Source organism: Klebsiella sp. 10-1, assembly GCF_009758445.1.
GTDB classification, from domain to species: Bacteria; Pseudomonadota; Gammaproteobacteria; order Enterobacterales; family Enterobacteriaceae; genus Klebsiella; species Klebsiella scottii.
Genome location: NZ_WQRE01000001.1, coordinates 1618282 through 1635897, shown reverse-complemented (window position 1 = coordinate 1635897; position 17616 = coordinate 1618282). Strand labels below are relative to the sequence as shown.

The 17616-nt window shown below is 60.2% G+C and carries 15 protein-coding genes; 9 read left to right on the top strand and 6 right to left on the bottom strand.

Annotation, left to right across the window (positions count from 1 at the left end; translation table 11 throughout):
* Nucleotides 1-32 precede the first annotated feature (32 nt).
* Nucleotides 33-632 (bottom strand): inorganic diphosphatase, encoded by a 600-nt coding sequence (locus tag GO007_RS07745; protein ID WP_095097714.1) that lies wholly within the window; start codon nucleotides 630-632, stop codon nucleotides 33-35.
* 256 nt (nucleotides 633-888) lie between these two features.
* Here GO007_RS07745 and adhP point away from each other — a divergent pair, with 256 nt between their 5' ends.
* A complete protein-coding gene (gene adhP, locus GO007_RS07740; RefSeq protein ID WP_095097711.1) occupies nucleotides 889-1899 on the top strand; it encodes an alcohol dehydrogenase AdhP in 1011 nt (336 codons plus the stop codon).
* Nucleotides 1900-1941: 42 nt separating this feature from the next.
* Here the strand turns inward: adhP and GO007_RS07735 are convergent, their stop codons facing one another.
* Complete coding sequence (locus GO007_RS07735) at nucleotides 1942-2511, bottom strand: hypothetical protein (protein WP_095097708.1); 570 nt, start codon at nucleotides 2509-2511, stop codon at nucleotides 1942-1944.
* 300 nt (nucleotides 2512-2811) lie between these two features.
* Here GO007_RS07735 and GO007_RS07730 point away from each other — a divergent pair, with 300 nt between their 5' ends.
* Genes GO007_RS07730 through GO007_RS07705 form a run of 6 tightly spaced genes read left to right on the top strand, consistent with a single transcriptional unit; the run spans nucleotide 2812 to nucleotide 9925 of the window.
* Complete coding sequence (locus GO007_RS07730; protein ID WP_095097705.1) at nucleotides 2812-4434, top strand: TIGR04028 family ABC transporter substrate-binding protein; 1623 nt, start codon at nucleotides 2812-2814, stop codon at nucleotides 4432-4434.
* A 10-nt stretch (nucleotides 4435-4444) separates the two neighbouring features.
* Nucleotides 4445-5389, top strand: coding sequence for an ABC transporter permease (locus tag GO007_RS07725; RefSeq protein WP_095097702.1), 945 nt, complete (start codon nucleotides 4445-4447; stop codon nucleotides 5387-5389).
* A complete protein-coding gene (locus tag GO007_RS07720; protein ID WP_095097699.1) occupies nucleotides 5386-6237 on the top strand; it encodes an ABC transporter permease in 852 nt (283 codons plus the stop codon). Before GO007_RS07725 ends, GO007_RS07720 begins: the two co-directional genes overlap by 4 nt.
* Entirely contained in the window at nucleotides 6234-7838 is a 1605-nt protein-coding gene (locus GO007_RS07715; protein WP_095097696.1) for a dipeptide ABC transporter ATP-binding protein, read from the top strand. The genes GO007_RS07720 and GO007_RS07715 overlap by 4 nt, the downstream gene beginning before the upstream one ends.
* Nucleotides 7835-8824, top strand: coding sequence for a putative FMN-dependent luciferase-like monooxygenase (locus tag GO007_RS07710; RefSeq protein WP_095097693.1), 990 nt, complete (start codon nucleotides 7835-7837; stop codon nucleotides 8822-8824). The genes GO007_RS07715 and GO007_RS07710 overlap by 4 nt, the downstream gene beginning before the upstream one ends.
* A gap of 9 nt (nucleotides 8825-8833) precedes the next feature.
* On the top strand, nucleotides 8834-9925 hold the full coding sequence (locus GO007_RS07705; protein ID WP_095097690.1) for an alkylhydroperoxidase domain protein: 1092 nt from the start codon (nucleotides 8834-8836) through the stop codon (nucleotides 9923-9925).
* Nucleotides 9926-9967: 42 nt separating this feature from the next.
* Here GO007_RS07705 and araJ read toward each other — a convergent pair whose 3' ends face one another.
* Complete coding sequence (araJ, locus tag GO007_RS07700; RefSeq protein WP_095097687.1) at nucleotides 9968-11119, bottom strand: MFS transporter AraJ; 1152 nt, start codon at nucleotides 11117-11119, stop codon at nucleotides 9968-9970.
* A 332-nt stretch (nucleotides 11120-11451) separates the two neighbouring features.
* On the opposite strand from araJ, the gene ppk2 reads away from it, so the two are divergent.
* Nucleotides 11452-12270 (top strand): polyphosphate kinase 2, encoded by an 819-nt coding sequence (gene ppk2, locus GO007_RS07695; RefSeq protein WP_095097684.1) that lies wholly within the window; start codon nucleotides 11452-11454, stop codon nucleotides 12268-12270.
* Between the two features lie 138 nt (nucleotides 12271-12408).
* Nucleotides 12409-12840, top strand: coding sequence for a VOC family protein (locus GO007_RS07690; RefSeq protein WP_095097681.1), 432 nt, complete (start codon nucleotides 12409-12411; stop codon nucleotides 12838-12840).
* 47 nt (nucleotides 12841-12887) lie between these two features.
* Here GO007_RS07690 and fdnI read toward each other — a convergent pair whose 3' ends face one another.
* Genes fdnI through fdnG form a run of 3 tightly spaced genes read right to left on the bottom strand, consistent with a single transcriptional unit; the run spans nucleotide 12888 to nucleotide 17480 of the window.
* Entirely contained in the window at nucleotides 12888-13544 is a 657-nt protein-coding gene (gene fdnI / locus GO007_RS07685) for a formate dehydrogenase-N subunit gamma (protein WP_095097678.1), read from the bottom strand.
* Nucleotides 13537-14421: a formate dehydrogenase subunit beta gene (gene fdxH, locus GO007_RS07680; protein WP_095097675.1), complete on the bottom strand. Its 885-nt coding sequence runs from the start codon at nucleotides 14419-14421 to the stop codon at nucleotides 13537-13539. The genes fdnI and fdxH overlap by 8 nt, the downstream gene beginning before the upstream one ends.
* Nucleotides 14422-14432: 11 nt before the next feature.
* The gene (gene fdnG, locus GO007_RS07675) at nucleotides 14433-17480 is read right to left on the bottom strand and encodes a formate dehydrogenase-N subunit alpha (protein WP_143350146.1); all 3048 of its coding nucleotides are present in this window, start codon (nucleotides 17478-17480) and stop codon (nucleotides 14433-14435) included.
* Nucleotides 17481-17616: the final 136 nt, after the last annotated feature.

Genomic DNA, 17616 nt, shown 5'->3' with positions numbered 1-17616 from the left:
CGTCAAGCCTGAGCCGGGCTTCGTTTAGCCGGTTACTGCGGCTTTTTCGCTTTCCAGGCATCCCATGCCTGTTTAATTTCCTGTTTCGCCGTCTCGGCATCGTTAAAGCCGTTCAGCTCCACCTTTTTACGGCCATCCGGCAGCTGCTTATAAACCCGGAAGAAGGCCTGCAGACGCTCCTGCTCCATTTTCGGCAGATCGCTGATGCTTTTAATATCGTCATAAGTCGGATCAATTTTGCTGGCCGGCACGGCGATGATTTTATCGTCCTTCTCACCGCCATCGATCATCTTCAGCACGCCAATCGCCCGCAGCTTAATCAAGGTTCCGGGCGCCATCGGCGCGCGGGTATAGAACACCACATCAAGCGGATCGCCATCACCGGCCAGCGACTGGGTCAGCGAACCGTAGTTGGCCGGATAAGCCACCGGCATCGACTGGAAACGATCGGCGATGATAAACCCGGTTTTGGCGTCAGTTTCATATTTGATAATGCCGCCGGCGGGAATTTCGGTGACCGCGTAAAACTCCTCCGGATTGTTTTCCGGCTGCGGGAAATCCAGCACGTTATCGGCCTGAGCGGCGGCGGAGAAGAGCAGCGTTGCGGCGATGATGTTTTTTACCAGATGCATTGGGTTATCACTCTGTTGTTATAAGAAATTGTCCAATAACAGCCTGCCGGTAAGCAATGAAAGGAATATGACCGATTCATGGCATAAATATTAACAGCTATAATATTGAGCAAAAAACGTCCTTTTAGCCACACCGCCTGATTTAAACCACACTTTTCACTACAAAAATTGCATTTAACGGCACAATAGTTAATCCTTAATGAGTATTATTCACAAAGAACACGACGTGATTTGTCACTAATATCAAGGAGAAAACATGAGAGCTGCCGTTGTCACTCACGATCATCAGGTCAATGTAACGGAAAAAACGCTGCGTCCCCTGCAACATGGCGAAGCGCTGCTGAAAATGGACTGCTGTGGCGTCTGCCACACCGACCTGCACGTCAAAAACGGCGATTTTGGTGATAAAACCGGCGTTATCCTCGGGCATGAGGGCGTCGGCGTGGTTCTGCAGGTCGGTCCCGGCGTAAATTCACTGAAACCCGGCGATCGCGCCAGCGTGGCATGGTTCTTTGAAGGCTGCGGCCACTGTGATTACTGTAACAGCGGCAACGAAACGCTCTGCCGCTCGGTAAAAAACGCCGGCTATACCGTTGACGGCGGCATGGCGGAAGAGTGTATCGTCACCGCCAACTACGCGGTAAAAGTCCCGGATGGCCTCGACTCCGCGGCCGCCAGCAGCATCACCTGCGCCGGCGTAACGACCTACAAAGCGGTGAAAGTCTCCCACGTCAAGCCGGGCCAGTGGATCGCGATTTACGGCCTTGGCGGCCTGGGCAATCTGGCGCTGCAGTATGCGAAAAACGTCTTCAATGCCAAAGTTATCACCATCGACGTCAACGATGAGCAGCTGAAGCTGGCCGCAGAGATGGGCGCCGACCTGACCGTCAACTCCCGCAGCGAAGACGCGGCGAAGGTTATTCAGGAGAAGACCGGCGGCGCCCATGCCGCCGTGGTGACCGCCGTCGCGAAGGCCGCGTTCAACTCTGCCGTCGACGCCGTGCGCGCCGGTGGCCGCGTGGTGGCCGTTGGCCTGCCGCCGGAAGCCATGAGCCTCGACATTCCGCGTCTGGTGCTGGACGGTATCGAAGTGGTGGGTTCGCTGGTGGGTACCCGTCAGGATCTGATTGAGGCCTTCCAGTTTGCCGCCGAAGGGAAAGTGGTGCCAAAAGTGACGCTGCGCCCGCTGGGCGATATCAACGCCATCTTTAAAGAGATGGAACAGGGGCAGATCCGCGGCCGTATGGTTATCGACTTCCGTCGCTGATCTTTGCGCCTCTTCCGAATCAGGGAGAGGCGTCTGCTCAGGCTATACGCACGGCCCGGTCGCGCAGCCGTACATCATGTACAGCGGAAATAGCGGCACCAGCGGGATCAGCGCGATGGTTCCGAGGGTAGAAAGAGTTTGCGTCCGATCGTTGATCGACACCACCACCGGGCTGGAGAGTCGCCAGGACTCTTCAAGCTCGTTCGGATTCCCTGCCGTCCAGTAGCCGGAAGCTTTAAACAACACGCCGAGATGTTCACTATCCAGCGCCGTCGCTTTATATTCATTGGTTAATATCGTCTGCTGCGCTGCGTCCAGTTTACGTTTATCAAGCACCACCAGATATTCCGCCACCACCTCATGTTGCTTAACCGCAAAGTTTACCCGCACGCCCGCGGCGACTTTATTAAAACGCTGGTAGAAGGTGTTATAGCGCTGATACTCCTGCGGGGCGCCGTCCCGATAAAACCGATAGGTGTATTTATTGGACACCGCAATAATACCGGCCGAGATCGGCTTAACTTTCGTTATGGTATCGGTCGGCGGTAAATTCGGCGCCGCGGTGCAGCCGGTCAATAACACCACCGCCAGCCCCAGTAAATATTTCAGCATTACCCTTTTCCCGTTTAGCGACATTCATTTGTCGGCCATTAATTTATCAACCTTAAGTATCATCTCAATCTTTTTATCAAATTATGAGATTAGTGCCAGCCGAAAAAAAATAAAATTAACCCGGCACCAAGGCGGCCAGGAGAGAATTCCCTAAGTAAGTGACTGCCGTCAACGCAGGCGCAGTTTGAATTATCCCAGGTATTAATGCTTTTTATGCACATGCTTAGCGCAAATGCTTCGTTCCTTTGTCAATAACCGCGCCGGATGATGACAACACAATAGATAACAAAGGAATTCACCATGCAAAGCCGTTTTCGTCTGCCCGCGCTGGCAGCACTTTTTTTATCAGGCGCCTTTTCAGCCTGGGCCGCCGATACGCCGGTTAAAGGCGGCACCTTAATTTATCTTGAGCAGCAGCCGCATACCAACCTTTATCCGCCCGCCGGGGGCTTCTATCCTAACGGCGGGATCCTCAACCAGATCACCGATAAGCTGACCTGGCAGAACCCCAAAACCTTAGAGGTCGAGCCGTGGATTGCCGAGAGCTGGAGCACTAACGCCGACAAAACCGAATATACGTTCAGGCTACGCCCCGGCGTCACCTTCTCCGACGGCACTCCGCTGGACGCCAACGCGGTTGCCAAAAACTTTGATACCTACGGGCTGGGGAATAAGGCCCACCGCCTGCCGGTCTCGGAGGTGATAAACAACTACGATCGTAGCGAGGTCATCGACCCGCTGACGGTAAAGTTCTATTTCAAAAAGCCCTCCCCTGGCTTCCTGCAGGGCACGGCGACCATCGGCTCCGGGCTGGTGTCGCTTAGCACGCTGCAGCGCAACTTCGAAGAGCTCGGCGACGCGCGCAATATTATCGGCTCCGGCCCGTTCAGCGTTAAAGATGAAAAACCGGGCCGCGAGCTGACGCTGGTTGCCCGCAAAGATTACCGGTGGGGGCCAAAAAACCTGCCGCAGCAGGGGCCGGCGAACCTCGACGGTATTACCTTTATCGTCACCCCGGAAGATAGCGTGCGCATCGGCGCGCTGCTGGCGGGCCAGGCCGACTTTATCCGCCAGGTTCAGGCCTACGACGAAAAGCAGGCCACCGACCAGGGCTTTACGATCTACGCCGCGCCGACTCGCGGAGTGAACGATAGCCTGAGCTTCCGTCCGGATAACCCGCTGGTTTCCGATCTGCGCGTTCGCCAGGCGCTGCTGCATGCCACTAACGCGAAGCAGGTCGTCGAAACGCTGTTTTCCGCCAACTACCCGCAGGCCACGTCGGCCATCGCCAGCTCGGCGGCGGGTTATGTCAACCTCAGCGACAGGCTAACCTTCGACCCGGCGAAGGCCAACGCCCTGCTGGACGAAGCGGGCTGGAAAACGGCCGCCGACGGTATTCGGGCCAAAGATGGCCAGCGGCTGGCGCTAACGGTCTATGAATCGCTGCCGCAGCCGCAAAATAAAGAGGTGCTGCAGCTGGTTGCTCAACAGTGGCGGCAGGTCGGCGTGGCGCTCAGCGTCAAGGCCGGAGACGCCGGCAGCCGGACCCTCGATAACCTCGATCCGCTGAAAACGCCGCTCACCGTTTCCGAGGTCGGTCGCGCCGACCCGGACGTGGTGAAAAGCATGTTCTTCCCGGGCAACCGCGATGCTCTGCTGCAAAAAGGCGGCTCCAGCGACAAGGTGCAGAGCTTCCGCGACGATAAGCTCAACGCCCTGCTCACCGCCATTTCTGCCGAAGTTGATGCGCAGAAGCGCCTGCAGCTCACCGGCGACGCCCAGCGCTATCTGCTGGATAACGCCTACGTGATCCCGATCTTTGAAGAGCCGCAGGTGTTTGCCGGGGCGAAATGGGTGAAAGGCGTCAGTTTTGAAGCGGTTGGCCGCCCGTCGTTCTACGGCGCGTGGCTCGAAAAGCATTAAGGAGCCGACGATGAGCCGCTATCTTCTAAGCCGGCTGGGCCAGGGTTTACTGGTGCTGTGGGCGGCGTTTACCCTCTCCTTCGTGCTGCTGCAGGTTCTGCCGGGCGATGCGGTGCTGATCAAGTTCCAGAATCCGGATCTTGGCCTCAGCCCGGCGCAAATTGCCGAAATGCGCCTCGCCTACGGCGCCGATAGCCCGCTGTGGCGACAGTATGTGCACAGCCTGCTGGCGATGCTGCGCGGAGATTTTGGCTACTCGCTGCAGGCGGGGATCGCGGTCAACGCGCTGCTCGCCAGCAATCTTCCGCAAACCCTGAGCCTCGCGTTTCCGGCCTTTATCGCGGCGATCGCGCTGGCGTTTACCCTCGCCTTCGCCGCGCGGCTGCCGGGGTTACGCTGGCTGAGCAACGCCCTGCAATCGCTGCCGGTGCTGTTTATCTCCCTGCCCACCTTCTGGCTCGGCATCGCCCTGATTCAGCTGTTCTCCTTCCAGCTGCGCTGGATCCCGGTGATCAACCCCAGCCCGCTACAGGGGCTGATTCTGCCGATTATTGCCGTGGCGGTGCCCATCTCCGCGCCGCTGGCGCAGATTCTGCTGCGTAGTATGGACCAGGTTGCCGCGCTGCCGTTCGTCGCCGTCGCCCGGGCCAAAGGAATGAGCGAAACCGGCGTGCTGTGGCGACACGTCATCGGTAACGCCCTGCTGCCGGTACTGAACATCGCCGGCCTGCTGCTTGGCGAACTGATCGCCGGCGCGCTCATTACCGAAACCGTGTTTGGCCGCGGCGGGCTCGGGCAGCTAACCCAGCAGGCGGTGAATAATCAGGATATCGCCGTGCTGCAGGCGGTGGTGATGATCTCGGCCCTTGGCTTCGTGCTGATTAACCTGCTGGTCGATCTGCTGATGCCGCTGTTTGACCCTCGTTTGAAACCGCTTGCCGGAGGTGCTGCATGAGTCTGGTCGATTACGCCATCGCCGCCCGCCGCCGGACGTTTAGCCGGCGCAGCCTGCGCCTGCAGCCGGGGCTATGGCTGGCCTGGGCGGTCATCGTTACCGCCGCGCTGCTGGCCGTCGCGCCGCAGCTTTTTACCTCCTGGAATCCGCTGGAAGGGATACCCGGCGCCCAGCGCCTGGCGCCTCAGGCCGGGCACTGGCTCGGCACCGACCAGCTGGGGCGCGACCTGTGGGCGCGAATTGTTTACGGCGCCGTGCACTCCCTCAGCGCGGCGCTGGCGGCGGTCGCCATCGGGCTGATCGTCGGCAGCGCGCTCGGTACCCTTGCCGGGGCCGCCGCCGGACGCGTGGAGTCGGTGGTGATGCGGCTGGTTGACGTTCTGCTGGCGATCCCTTCGCTGCTGCTGTCGCTTACGGTGATCATTATCCTCGGCTTCGGCACCGTCAACACCGCCGTGGCCGTTGGCGTCGCCGCGATTGCCAGCTTTGCCCGCCTGGCGCGGGCGGAGGTGGTTCGCGTGCGCCATAGCGATTATGTCGAGGCGGCTTACGGCAGCGGCGGGACCTTCTTCGCCGTCTTCTGGCGACATATTTTGCCGAATTCGCTGACCGCGGTGCTGGCGTTCGCCACCCTGCAGTTCGGCCAGGCGATCCTCGCGCTCTCCACCCTGAGCTTCCTCGGCTACGGCACTCCGCCCCCCATCCCGGAATGGGGGCTGCTGATTGCCGAAGGGCGCAACTATCTTTCAACCGCCTGGTGGCTGACCACCTTCCCCGGCGTGGCGGTCGTTGCGGTGGTGCTCGCCGCCAACCGCATCAGCCGTCAATTCAGCGGAGAACGCGCATGAACGTATTAAGCGTCGAAAACCTGCGCATCAGCTACCGCTCCCGGCAGCAGTGGCGCGAGGTCGTGCATGGCGTCAGCTTTAGCGTCAGGCGGGGCGAAATGCTGGCATTTGTCGGCGAGTCCGGCTCCGGCAAGACCACCACCGCCCAGGCTATTATCGGCCTGCTGGCGGATAACGCCCGCCGCGACGGCGGGCGGGTCATCATTAACGCCGAGGATATCAGCGGCTGGTCGGCAAAGCGGCTCGATAGCCTGCGCGGCGCGCGCATCAGTCTGGTGCCTCAGGACCCGGGCAACTCGCTGAACCCGGTGCAGACCATCGGCGCCCAGGTCGGGGAGATCCTCCGCCTGCATCAAAAGCACAGCGCCGCCGAGCGCAAGAATCAGGTGCTGGCGCTGCTGGAGAAAGTCGGCCTGAGCCATCCCGAGCAGCGCTTTAACCAGTACCCGCATCAGCTCTCCGGCGGCATGAAGCAGCGGGTACTGATCGCGATAGCCATCGCCCTGAAGCCCGATTTAATCATTGCCGACGAGCCCACCAGCGCCCTCGACGTCACGGTACAAAAGCGCATTCTCGACCTGCTCGATACCCTGCGCCGGGAATCCGGCACCGCGGTGCTGTTTGTCACCCACGATCTGGCGCTGGCGGCGCAGCGCGCCGACCGCCTGCTGGTGTTTCGCCACGGCGAAATTCAGGAGCACGGCGCTACGGCCGACGTGATCCGCGCGCCGCAGCACGCCTACACCCGCCAGCTGCTCAGCGACCTGCAGGGGCAAAGCCTGACTATCGCCCCGGCGGGCGGACGCGGGCTGGCGACGCCGGCCATCCGCCTCGAAGGCGTCAGCAAGCGCTTTTCGCTGGGCCATTCGCATCTGCAGGCGCTGGATAGCGTGAGCTTTGAGGTGCGGCGCGGCAGCACCCACGCGCTGGTCGGCGAATCCGGTTCAGGGAAAACCACCCTCGCGAGGATCCTGCTCGGTTTTGAGCGCGCCGATAGCGGCGAGATTGCCATTGACGGCATCAATGCCGGACATTTAAGCCGCGAAGCGCAGCGCCAGCTGCGGCGCAAAATTCAGTTCGTCTATCAAAACCCGTTCGCCTCGCTCGATCCGCGCCAGACGCTGCTGGAAATTATCGAAGAGCCGCTGAAAAACTTTGGCCGGCTCAGCCCGACCCAGCGGCGCGCCCGCGTCGAGGCGGTTGCCGCCAGGGTTGCCCTCGCCCCTGAGCTGCTGGCGCGAACCGCCCGCGAGCTCTCCGGCGGCCAGCGCCAGCGGGTGGCGATTGCCCGCGCGCTGGTGCTGGAGCCGACCATCCTGGTGCTGGATGAAGCCACCTCGGCGCTCGACGTCACGGTTCAGGCGCAAATTCTGGCCCTGCTGCAGCAGCTCCAGCAGCAGCTGGGGCTGACCTATCTGTTTATTACCCACGATCTGGCCACGGTGCGCCGCATCGCCCACAGCGTGACGGTCCTGCGCGCCGGACAGGTTGTCGAACACGGTGAGGTTAACCGTCTGTTCGCCGCGCCGCAGCACGATTACACCCGCGAGCTTATCGCCGCTATTCCCCACTTTTCCACCTCAAGCAAGGAGGTTGCATGACGCGTAAACGTCTGGGCTTTTTCACCCGTCTGCTGGACGACGCGGCGCCAAAGGAGCGCTACCGCCTGGCGACCGAACAGATCCGCCACGCCGAACGTCTCGGCTTCGATAGCGCGTGGATTGCGCAGCACCATTTCCATGAGCATGAGGGCGGCCTGCCGTCACCGCTGGTGTTTCTCGCCCATGCCGCCGCGCATACCGAGCGTATTCGCCTTGGCACCGCCATCATTACCCTGCCGATGGAAAATCCGCTGCGCGTTGCCGAAGACGCGGCGGTGCTGGATCTGTTAGCGGACGGGCGGCTGGAAGTGGGCTTTGGTTCGGGCGGCACGCCGACCTCGTTTTTACCCTTTGGCCTCACCAGCGAACGGCGGGGAGAGGTCTTCGCCGAACACCTGCATCTGATCCACAGCGCCTGGCGCGGCGATTCGCTGGCCCATCCGGATAACCATCTCTACCCGCCGGCGCCGCAGCTCGCCGAGCGCATATGGATTGCCACGTTCTCCGCCGAAGGGGCGATCCGCGCGGGCCAGGCCGGGCACGGACTGATGCTCTCCCGCACCCAGCCGCGCCCCGTCGGTCAGCCGCAGCTGCCGCTGGACGCCATCCAGAATCCGATTATCGACGCCTACCTCAGCGCGCTCCCGGCGGGGGTCGCACCGAGGATCCTCGCCTCACGCACCGCGTTTGTTGCAGACAGCCGGCAGTACGCCCTGCAGGTGGCGGAGCCGGGCCTGCGTCGTCAGGCAGCGGCGCACCGCGCTGCCGGACATCAGCTTGTTGGTGACACCGTCACAGATTATCTCTCTCAGCTGGATGCCCACGTCGGCGATGTCGAACAGGTGAAAGCTTCGCTGGCGCAGGATAGCGTGCTGGCGCGGGTGACCGATATTTCGTTCCAGGTCCACTCCGTTGAACCTTCGCATCGCGACACGCTGCGTTCCATTGAGCTGATCGCTCAGCATATTGCCCCGCAACTACAGTAAGGAGTCACCATGACACTGAGTCAGGATATTTTGGCTGAGCTGGCCGATATTGCCCCGGATTCCGCATTGGCCGAGGCCCGAGCCGTGCGCGATGCAGCCACCCGCCATGCCCAGGGCAGCTATGAAACGCTGTTCGGCCAGGAGGAGGAGGATTTCCCCCTGAACGAGCGCTTTGCGGTCGCGGCGAAGGTGGCCAAGCTGCACCAGGCCGACGCCCTCGCCGCCCACTACGCCGGATTTGGTCTTGCCGACCCGACCTCGCCGCGGCTGATCCCCGCGCTGGGGTTTGCCCGCCTGCTGACCTTTACCCCGATTGAGGCCACGCCAGCGGCGCTGCAGACGTTAACTCACGCCGGCTGGAGCCTGCGGGCGGTGGTCACCCTCGCCCAGCTGATCGCCTTTGTGAGCTTCCAGAGCCGGCTGATCGCCGGGCTGCGGCTGCTAAACGGTAAGCCGGTGGTCAGCGCGGAGACGCCGGTGGTTGCCGGCTTCTGGCATACCGCGCCGCAGACGGTCAGCGGTAAGCGTGCGCCGGTGCACTTCACCCGCGACGAGCTGAGCTGGGAACCGTGGATCGCCGCCAAACCGCTGGACGAATTCAGCGCAGCCGAACAGGGTATTCTGGCGAAATATGGCCACAGCGACTCGCCCTACTTTCGCCTGCTGGCCCGCAACCAGCCGCTGCTGGAGCAGCGCACGCTAACCGACAAGGGCATCTTCTACACGCCGGGCGGGCTACCGCGCGCCGAAAGGGAGCTGGCGGCTACGGTGGCCAGCAAAGTTAACGGCTGTATTTATTGCGCGTCGGTGCACGCCCGCAAGGCGGCCCAGCTGGCAAAAGAGGAGACGGCGGTGGAAACGCTGCTGGCGGTAACGCCGGGCGATAATCTCAGCGACGGTCAGTCGGCGCGCTGGCAGGCGGAAATTGATTTTGCCGCGGCGATCTCGGTCACCCCGTCGGCGCTCGGCCCCGGTCATCTGGCCGCCGTTGAACGCCAGGGGCTCGATACCCTCGCCCAGCTCGACCTGCTGCAATCCGCCGCATTTTTCGCCTGGGCAAATCGCCTGATGCTGACCCTCGGCGAGCCGTTTGCGGATTGAGTCATCGGCCCTGCGCGCCGCGATAAGAATGGCGCGCAGCGGCTAGCGAAGGCTGCGCTGATAGCGGGCGTAAATCAGCAGCGAACTCATGGCCAGGAAGGAGAGCCCGGCGGCCGGCAGCGCAACCGAGCTCCAGCCAAAGCCCAACGTCAGCATCATTCCGCCGCACAGGGCGCCAATCGCGCTGCCGAGGTTAAACGCAATCTGTCCCCCCGCCGCCCCCAGCATCTCCCCGCCGCGGGCGTTTTGCAGCAACAGGATTTGCAGCGGCGCCGCCAGCGCAAACAGACCGGTACAGCAGATAAAGGCCAGCAGCAGCGCCGCCGGTGGACGATCGCCGAAGATAAACATCAGCAGCAGCACCACGGCGATCGTGCCGTCAGTGGCGGCGGCAATACGCAAGGGGCTAAAGCGGGAGGAAATTTTGCCGCTGAGCACGTTGCCCAGCACCATCCCCAGGCCAACCAGCATCATAATAAAGATGATCGCGCCTTCGGAAAAACCGGCAACGTTAATCATAAACGGCTTGATATAGCTGAACCACGCAAATACGCCGGCGTTGCCAAACAGCGTGGCGGCAAATATCAGCCACGGCGCGGGGGATTTTAAAAAGTAAAACTGTTCGCGTAATCGCGTCGCGGATTTATCAAATAGCGTCGGCACCCAGCGGATAATAGACAGAAATACCGCGACGTTAAATATAGACAGAGCCAGGAAAGTGTCGCGCCAGCTAAACTGGTGGCCGATCCAGGTGCCGGCAGGCACGCCAATGAGATTCGCTACCGTCATCCCGCCTATCATTCCGGCGACCGCCGCGGTGACTTTTCCCGGCGGGGCAATTTTCGACAGGATAATCGCGCCAACGCCAAAAAAAGCGCCGTGGGGAAAACCGGAGACCAGCCGGCCGACCGCCAGCATGGAATAGCTCGAAGAAAAGGCAAAAACGGCATTACCGATAACGCTGAGCGCGACCAGAAATAGCATGATCGATTTTAACGAAAAGCGGCTTGAGACCAGCGCCATCACCGGCGCGCCAATCACCACCCCGCAGGCGTAATAAGAGATCATATTTCCGGCGACGGGGATCGATATTCCCACGTCGTGGGCCACTTCCGGCAGTACGCCCATAATGCCAAATTCCGCCATACCCAGACCAAAGGTGCCAAGCGCTAACGAAAAAATAGTTTTTTTCATACTTCTGAACCTTAAATAATACAGGCTTGCCCAGGCCCCAGGCGGGCGAGACGGCAGGCCGGGCAACGTGGCAAACAGGTCAATCCCTGGCGGTATAACCCTTTGTTTTTACTTTCGGTCGGCATTATTGACCATTCGACGGCGGCAGGCCAGCCAAAAACGTAAAGTGACATTTTTATCCATATAACGGCGCGATAGCTGCATGAATATCTCCTCCGTTGCTTAATTAACGCCCCGCGCGGCGATTAATATTTTCCGCCAGCCGCTGGCGCGGTTATTACACTTCATAGTAAAGCGCTCACCCTGGCGCGATAGACGACGGAGAAGAGCTCATGGGAAACAAGAAAAAAAGCAAAGCCATCGATCGCGTCGGTAAAACCGAGCCGCTCAGCGATAAAGAGTATGAAAAAGCGCTGCGCAAGCTGCACGTTGAGCTGGTCAAGCTGCAGCTGTGGGTCGTCAGCCAGGGGCTGAAGGTCTGTATCGTGTTTGAAGGTCGGGATGGCGCCGGGAAAGGCGGCACCATCAAAGCCATCACCGAGCGGGTCAGCCCGCGCGTGTTTCGGGTTGTCGCCCTGCCGGCGCCCACCGAGCGCGAGAAGAGCCAGCTCTACTATCAGCGCTATATTCCCTTTTTACCCGCCGCCGGAGAGATAGCGATCTTCGACCGCAGCTGGTACAACCGCGCCGGCGTCGAGCGGGTGATGGGCTTTTGTACCCCCGAACAGACCGACAAATTCCTCGAAGGCGCGCCGATGGTCGAACGGGCCATGGTGGAATCGGGGATCATTTTGCTGAAATACTGGCTTGAAGTTACCCCGGAGGAACAGGAGCGTCGCCTGCGCGACCGCATCAACGACGGGCGCAAAATCTGGAAACTGTCGCCAATGGACATCAAGTCGTTTAACCGCTGGGACGACTACACCGCCGCCCGGGACGCGATGTTCGCCGCCACCGATACCGCCTGGGCGCCGTGGTTTGTCGCCCGCTCGGAGGAGAAGAAGCGCGTTCGCCTGAATATCATTACCCACCTGCTGGCGCAGATCCCCTACAAGAACCCGCATATTGAGCCGGTTAAATTGCCCAAACGCAAAACGGGCAAGGCCAAATCCATCGAATACCCCTTCCGTTTTATCAAGGAACACTTCTAGCAGCTCCCGCAGCGGCGGGAGCCTCACCACCGCTACCCGTAATGGCGGGCACAGATGGCACAATCCGCTCTTTACCTCAGGTTAACCTGAGGTATTACCGTTGTCGGCAGAGCAAAACGACCAATCAGGAGCAGCGCTATGCAGGAAGTTGACAGCGGTTTTACCCACGTAGCCTTTATGGTTCGCGATCTGCAAAAGAGTATCGATTTTTATAGCCGCTACACCGCGATGCAGGAGATCCACCGGCGTTCGCCCGATCTGCCTTCCGCCCGCCACGTGGCCTGGCTGAGCGACCGCACCCGCCCGTTCGCGCTGGTGCTGGTGCAGACGGATAGCCACACCGATACCCCGCTTGGGCCGTTCGGTCATCTCGGGGTCGCGTGCGCGACGCGGCAGGAGATCGATGAAAAAACCGCGATGGCGCGTCGGGAGGGAGTGCTGCGCAGCGAGCCTGAACAGCTCGGCGAGCCGGTGGGCTACTACGTATTCTTCGCCGACCCGGATGGCAATACCCTCGAGCTCTCTTACGGCCAGCGCGTGGGTCTGGAGGTCATGCGCGGCAAAGGCTAAAAAAATGGCGCGACATCGGTCGCGCCATCCACAATTCAGCGGCAGGCCTATTTTATCCCCTGCGAACTCTCTTTCTTCGCTTCCAGACGTTCGACATCGCGGTACCAGCGCGGATGGTGCTTTTTCGCCCAACGGCGGCTCACCTTGCCTTCAACCATGCCCTTAATCGACCCTTTCACCCAGAACGCCATATACATATGGATCAGGATGGCGTGGATCAGCACAATCGCCGACGCCGCGTGGATCAGCAGGCCGTAGCGAATGACCTGAATCGGGAAATAGTGGGCAAAGTACGGCCGCCAGATAATCACCCCGCTCACCAGCAGCACAAAAATCATGCTCATAATGGTCCAGAACATCATCTTCTGCCCGGCGTTATATTTCCCAACCCGCGCCACCTTGTGCTCGTTGCCTTTCAGCACCTCAACAATCCCCTTCAGCCACGGAATATCCTGCCTGTCGGGGATGTTGTGGTGCACAAAACGGACGAACATAAACATCAGGGCGATAAAAATCACCACCCCGAAGAAGGGATGCAGGATGCGTCCCATCTGCGGCGTACCGAAGGTTTCCGTCAGCCACTGCAGGGTCGGAAAGAAGAACGCGATCCCGGAGAGTGAAACCAGAAAGAAGCAGATAACCACCGTCCAGTGACAGGCGCGGTCGATAAACTTCGTGCGCACAATCATCTTCGAATTACTCATCATGTTGCTCCTCATCGTCATCCACTTCCTTGTTCGGCCCGATCCCGATGTAGTGATAAATCAGCCCGGCAAAGGTGGCGACAAAGCCCAGCGCCGAGAGCGGCTTCAGCGCCCCTTTCCACAGATTGATGCTGGTATCGATTGTCGGGTCGTTCGGCAGCTTGTGGTACAGCTCCGGCTGGTCGGCGTGATGCAGCACGTACATCACGTGCGTGCCGCCAACGCCCGGCGGGTTGTACACCCCGGCGTGCGGATAGCCGCGCGCCTTCAGCTTGTTGACCCGCTCCTGCGCCACCTCCAGCATCTCTTTCTTGCTGCCGAAATGAATCGCCCCGGTCGGACAGGTTTTCACGCACGCCGGTTCCTGACCGACGCTAACGCGGTCAACGCACAGCGTGCATTTATAGACCCGGTTATCCTCTTTATTGAGGCGCGGGACGTTAAACGGACACCCGGCGATGCAGTAGCCGCAGCCGATACAGTTTTCCTGCTGGAAGTCGACGATGCCGTTAGCGTACTGAATAATCGCCCCGGCGGAGGGGCAGGCCTTCAGGCAGCCCGGATCTTCGCAGTGCATGCAGCCGTCTTTACGGATCAGCCACTCCAGCCTGCCGTTCTGTTCGGTTTCGCTAAAGCGCATCACCGTCCAGGATTTGGCGCTGAGATCCGCCGGGTTATCGTAAACCCCGACGCAGTGCCCCACTTCATCGCGGATATCATTCCACTCGGAACAGGCCACCTGGCAGGCCTTACAGCCCACGCAGGATGAAACATCGATAAGCTTGGCGACTTCCGCCTTAAAGTCCCGCGCGCGGGGCGCGGGAGTCATAGGGTTAGTCGCGGAGCGTTTAATAATGTCCTGTGTTTCCATCGCCATTGAATCGCCCCTTACGCTTTCTCGATGTTGACCAGAAACGCCTTATACTCCGGCGTTTGCGAATTGGAATCGCCGACGTTCGGCGTCAGGGTATTGGCGATGTAGCCCTTACGGGCCACCCCTTCAAAGCCCCAGTGCAGCGGAATTCCGACGGTTTCCACCTGCTGGCCGTTGACGTTGAGGGTCCGCAGGCGGCGGGTCACCACCGCCACCGCGCGAATAAAGCCGCGCATGCTGCTGACCGTCACGCGATCGCCGTTGGCAATCCCCTTGGCTTTCGCCAGCCCCTCGCTGATTTCGACGAACTGTTCCGGCTGCGCGATGGCGTTAAGCCGCGCGTGCTTGGTCCAGGTGTGGAAGTGCTCGGTCAGGCGATAGGTCGTGCCGACGTACGGGAACCTATCTTTCTTACCTAAACGCACGGCATCCTCTTCGTACAGACGCACCACCGGACTGGAGATAACGTTCGGGTGCAGCGGGTTGGTTCCCAGCGGCGTCTCCATCGGCTCGTAGTGCTCGGGAAACGGACCTTCCGCCAGCTTATCCAGCGCAAACAGACGGCCGAGGCCCTCCTGCTGCATGATAAACGGACCGGTTTTGCTCCCCGGCGGCGCGGTGTTGAAGTCCGGAATGTCGTTACCGACCCACTTAGCGCCGTTCCACTGGATCAGCATCCGTTTCGCATCCCACGGCCTGCCGTTGATATCCGCCGACGCGCGGTTATAGAGCACGCGGCGGTTTAGCGGCCACGCCCACGCCCAGCCCAGCGTGTTGCCAAGGCCCGACGGGTCCGCGTTGTCGCGGTTGGCCATCTGGTTGCCCTGCTCGGTCCAGCTGCCGGTATAAATCCAGCAGGAGGATGAGGTTGAGCCGTCGTCGCGCAGCAGCGCGAAGCTGTCCAGCAGCTGGCCTTTTTTCGCCACCAGCGCGCCGCTGGCGTCATAGAGATCCGCCAGCGCGTAGCCGTTGTTCTCTTTCGCCACCTCTTCCGATTCCGGGTGGTCCGGCCGTTTGTAGTTCCAGCCCATCTGCAGCAGCGGCTCGGCGCCCTTACCGCCCTCGGCGCGGTACATTTCGCGCAGACGGTGGTAGATACCGGCGAGGATTTCGCCGTCGTTGCGCGCTTCGCCCGGCGCATCCTGGCCTTTCCAGTGCCACTGCAGCCAGCGTCCGGAGTTGGCGATGGAGCCATCTTCTTCGGCAAAGCAGGTGGACGGCAGGCGGAAGACTTCCGTCTGGATAGCCGCCGGGTCGACGTCGTTGGACTCGCCGTGGTTCTGCCAGAAGACGGAGGTTTCGGTCACCAGCGGATCGATAACCACCATGTACTTCAGCTTGCTGAGGCTGCGCACCACCTTGTTTTTGTCCGGGAAGGACGCCACCGGGTTAAAGCCCTGACAGATGTAGCCGTTAACTTTGCCGCTATCCATCATGTTGAAGTATTTGATGACGTCGTAGGCCTGATCCCATTTCGGTAACCAGTTAAAGCCCCAGTCGTTCTCCTGGCGCGCTGCGTCGCCGTAGAAGGATTTCATCAGGCTGACGAAGAACTTAGGATAGTTACCCCAGTAGTTCACCTGCTCATCCAGCGTCGCTTTTGGCGTGTTGGCCTGCAGGTAGCTTTGCAGATCCGTCTGCTTTTCCGACGGCAGCGTCAGATAGCCGCTCAGGCTGGTCGACAGCAGCCCGAGGTCGGTCAGCCCCTGGATATTGGAGTGTCCGCGCAGGGCGTTCACTCCGCCGCCCGCCATCCCCATATTGCCGAGCAGCAGCTGGATCATCGCCATAGTGCGGATGTTCTGCGCCCCGACGGTGTGCTGCGTCCAGCCCAGCGCGTAGAGGAAGGTGGTGGTGCGATCCGCCGCGCTGGTGGAGGCCAGCACTTCGCACACCTTGAGGAAGTCCGCTTTCGGCGTCCCGCAGATGTTCTCCACCACGTCCGGCGTATAGCGGGAGACGTGCTGTTTCAGCAGGTTCCAGACGCAGCGCGGGTGGGTCAGGGTTTCATCGCGTTTCGCAAAACCGTGTTCATCAAACTGGTAGTTCCAGGAGGACTTATCGTACTGGCGTTTTTCAGCGTCATAGCCGCTGAACAGGCCGTCATCGAAGGCAAAATCATCGCACACCAGCAGGTTAGCGTTGGTGTAATGCTGCACGTATTCGGCGTTAATTTTGTTGTTTTCAATCAGGTACAGCAGCACCCCCGACAGGAAAGTGATGTCGGTGCCGGAGCGGATCGGCGCATAGATATCGGCCACCGATGCCGTACGCGTAAAGCGCGGATCGACGACGATAAGCGTCGCGTCGTTGTTGTTCTTCGCTTCTAACGCCCAGCGGAATCCCACCGGATGCGCTTCTGCGGCGTTGCCGCCCATCACCATCACGACGTTAGCGTTTTTGATATCAACCCAGTGGTTGGTCATCGCACCGCGACCAAATGTTGGAGCAAGACTTGCTACCGTTGGTCCGTGTCAGACGCGCGCCTGGTTGTCTACCGCCAGCATGCCGAGAGAGCGAACAAACTTCTGCGTCAGCATGCCGGTTTCATTACTCGCCGCGGATGCGCACAGCATCCCGGTGGAAAGCCAGCGGTTAACCGTTACGCCCTGTTCGTTGTTCTCAATAAAGTTAGCGTCACGGTCGGCTTTCATTAATTTGGCAATGCGCTCGAAGGCGTCATCCCACGAAATACGCTGCCATCTGTCGGAACCCGGCGCGCGATATTCCGGGTAGCGCAGGCGGTTTTCGCTGTGCACGTAGTCCAGCAAACCGGCCCCTTTCGGGCACAGCGCGCCGCGGCTCACCGGATGATCCGGGTCCCCTTCGATATGATAAATCGCTTCTTTCGCGTTCTTCGCGCCGTCGCCCAGGCTATACATTAATAGCCCGCAGCCCACGGAGCAGTATGTGCAGGTGTTGCGGATCTCTTTGGCGCGCAATAGCTTATAGCTACGCGCCTGAGCCAGCGCCATTTTGGGTGCAAAACCCAGGGCAGCAGCTGTTGTTCCGGCCATACCGCCTGCGCAGATTTTGAAAAACTTTCTGCGGCTGACGTCCATTGATTTTCTCCATGCAGGAATTTTGTTCATTGCGGAGGGGAAACTAACAGCAATGACCCTGTTTTTATTGCGTCAAATCAATGTCGAAAACGCTCGCCCTCTTAATAGTCAGGCCTCGCGAGTTTAATTACCTCCT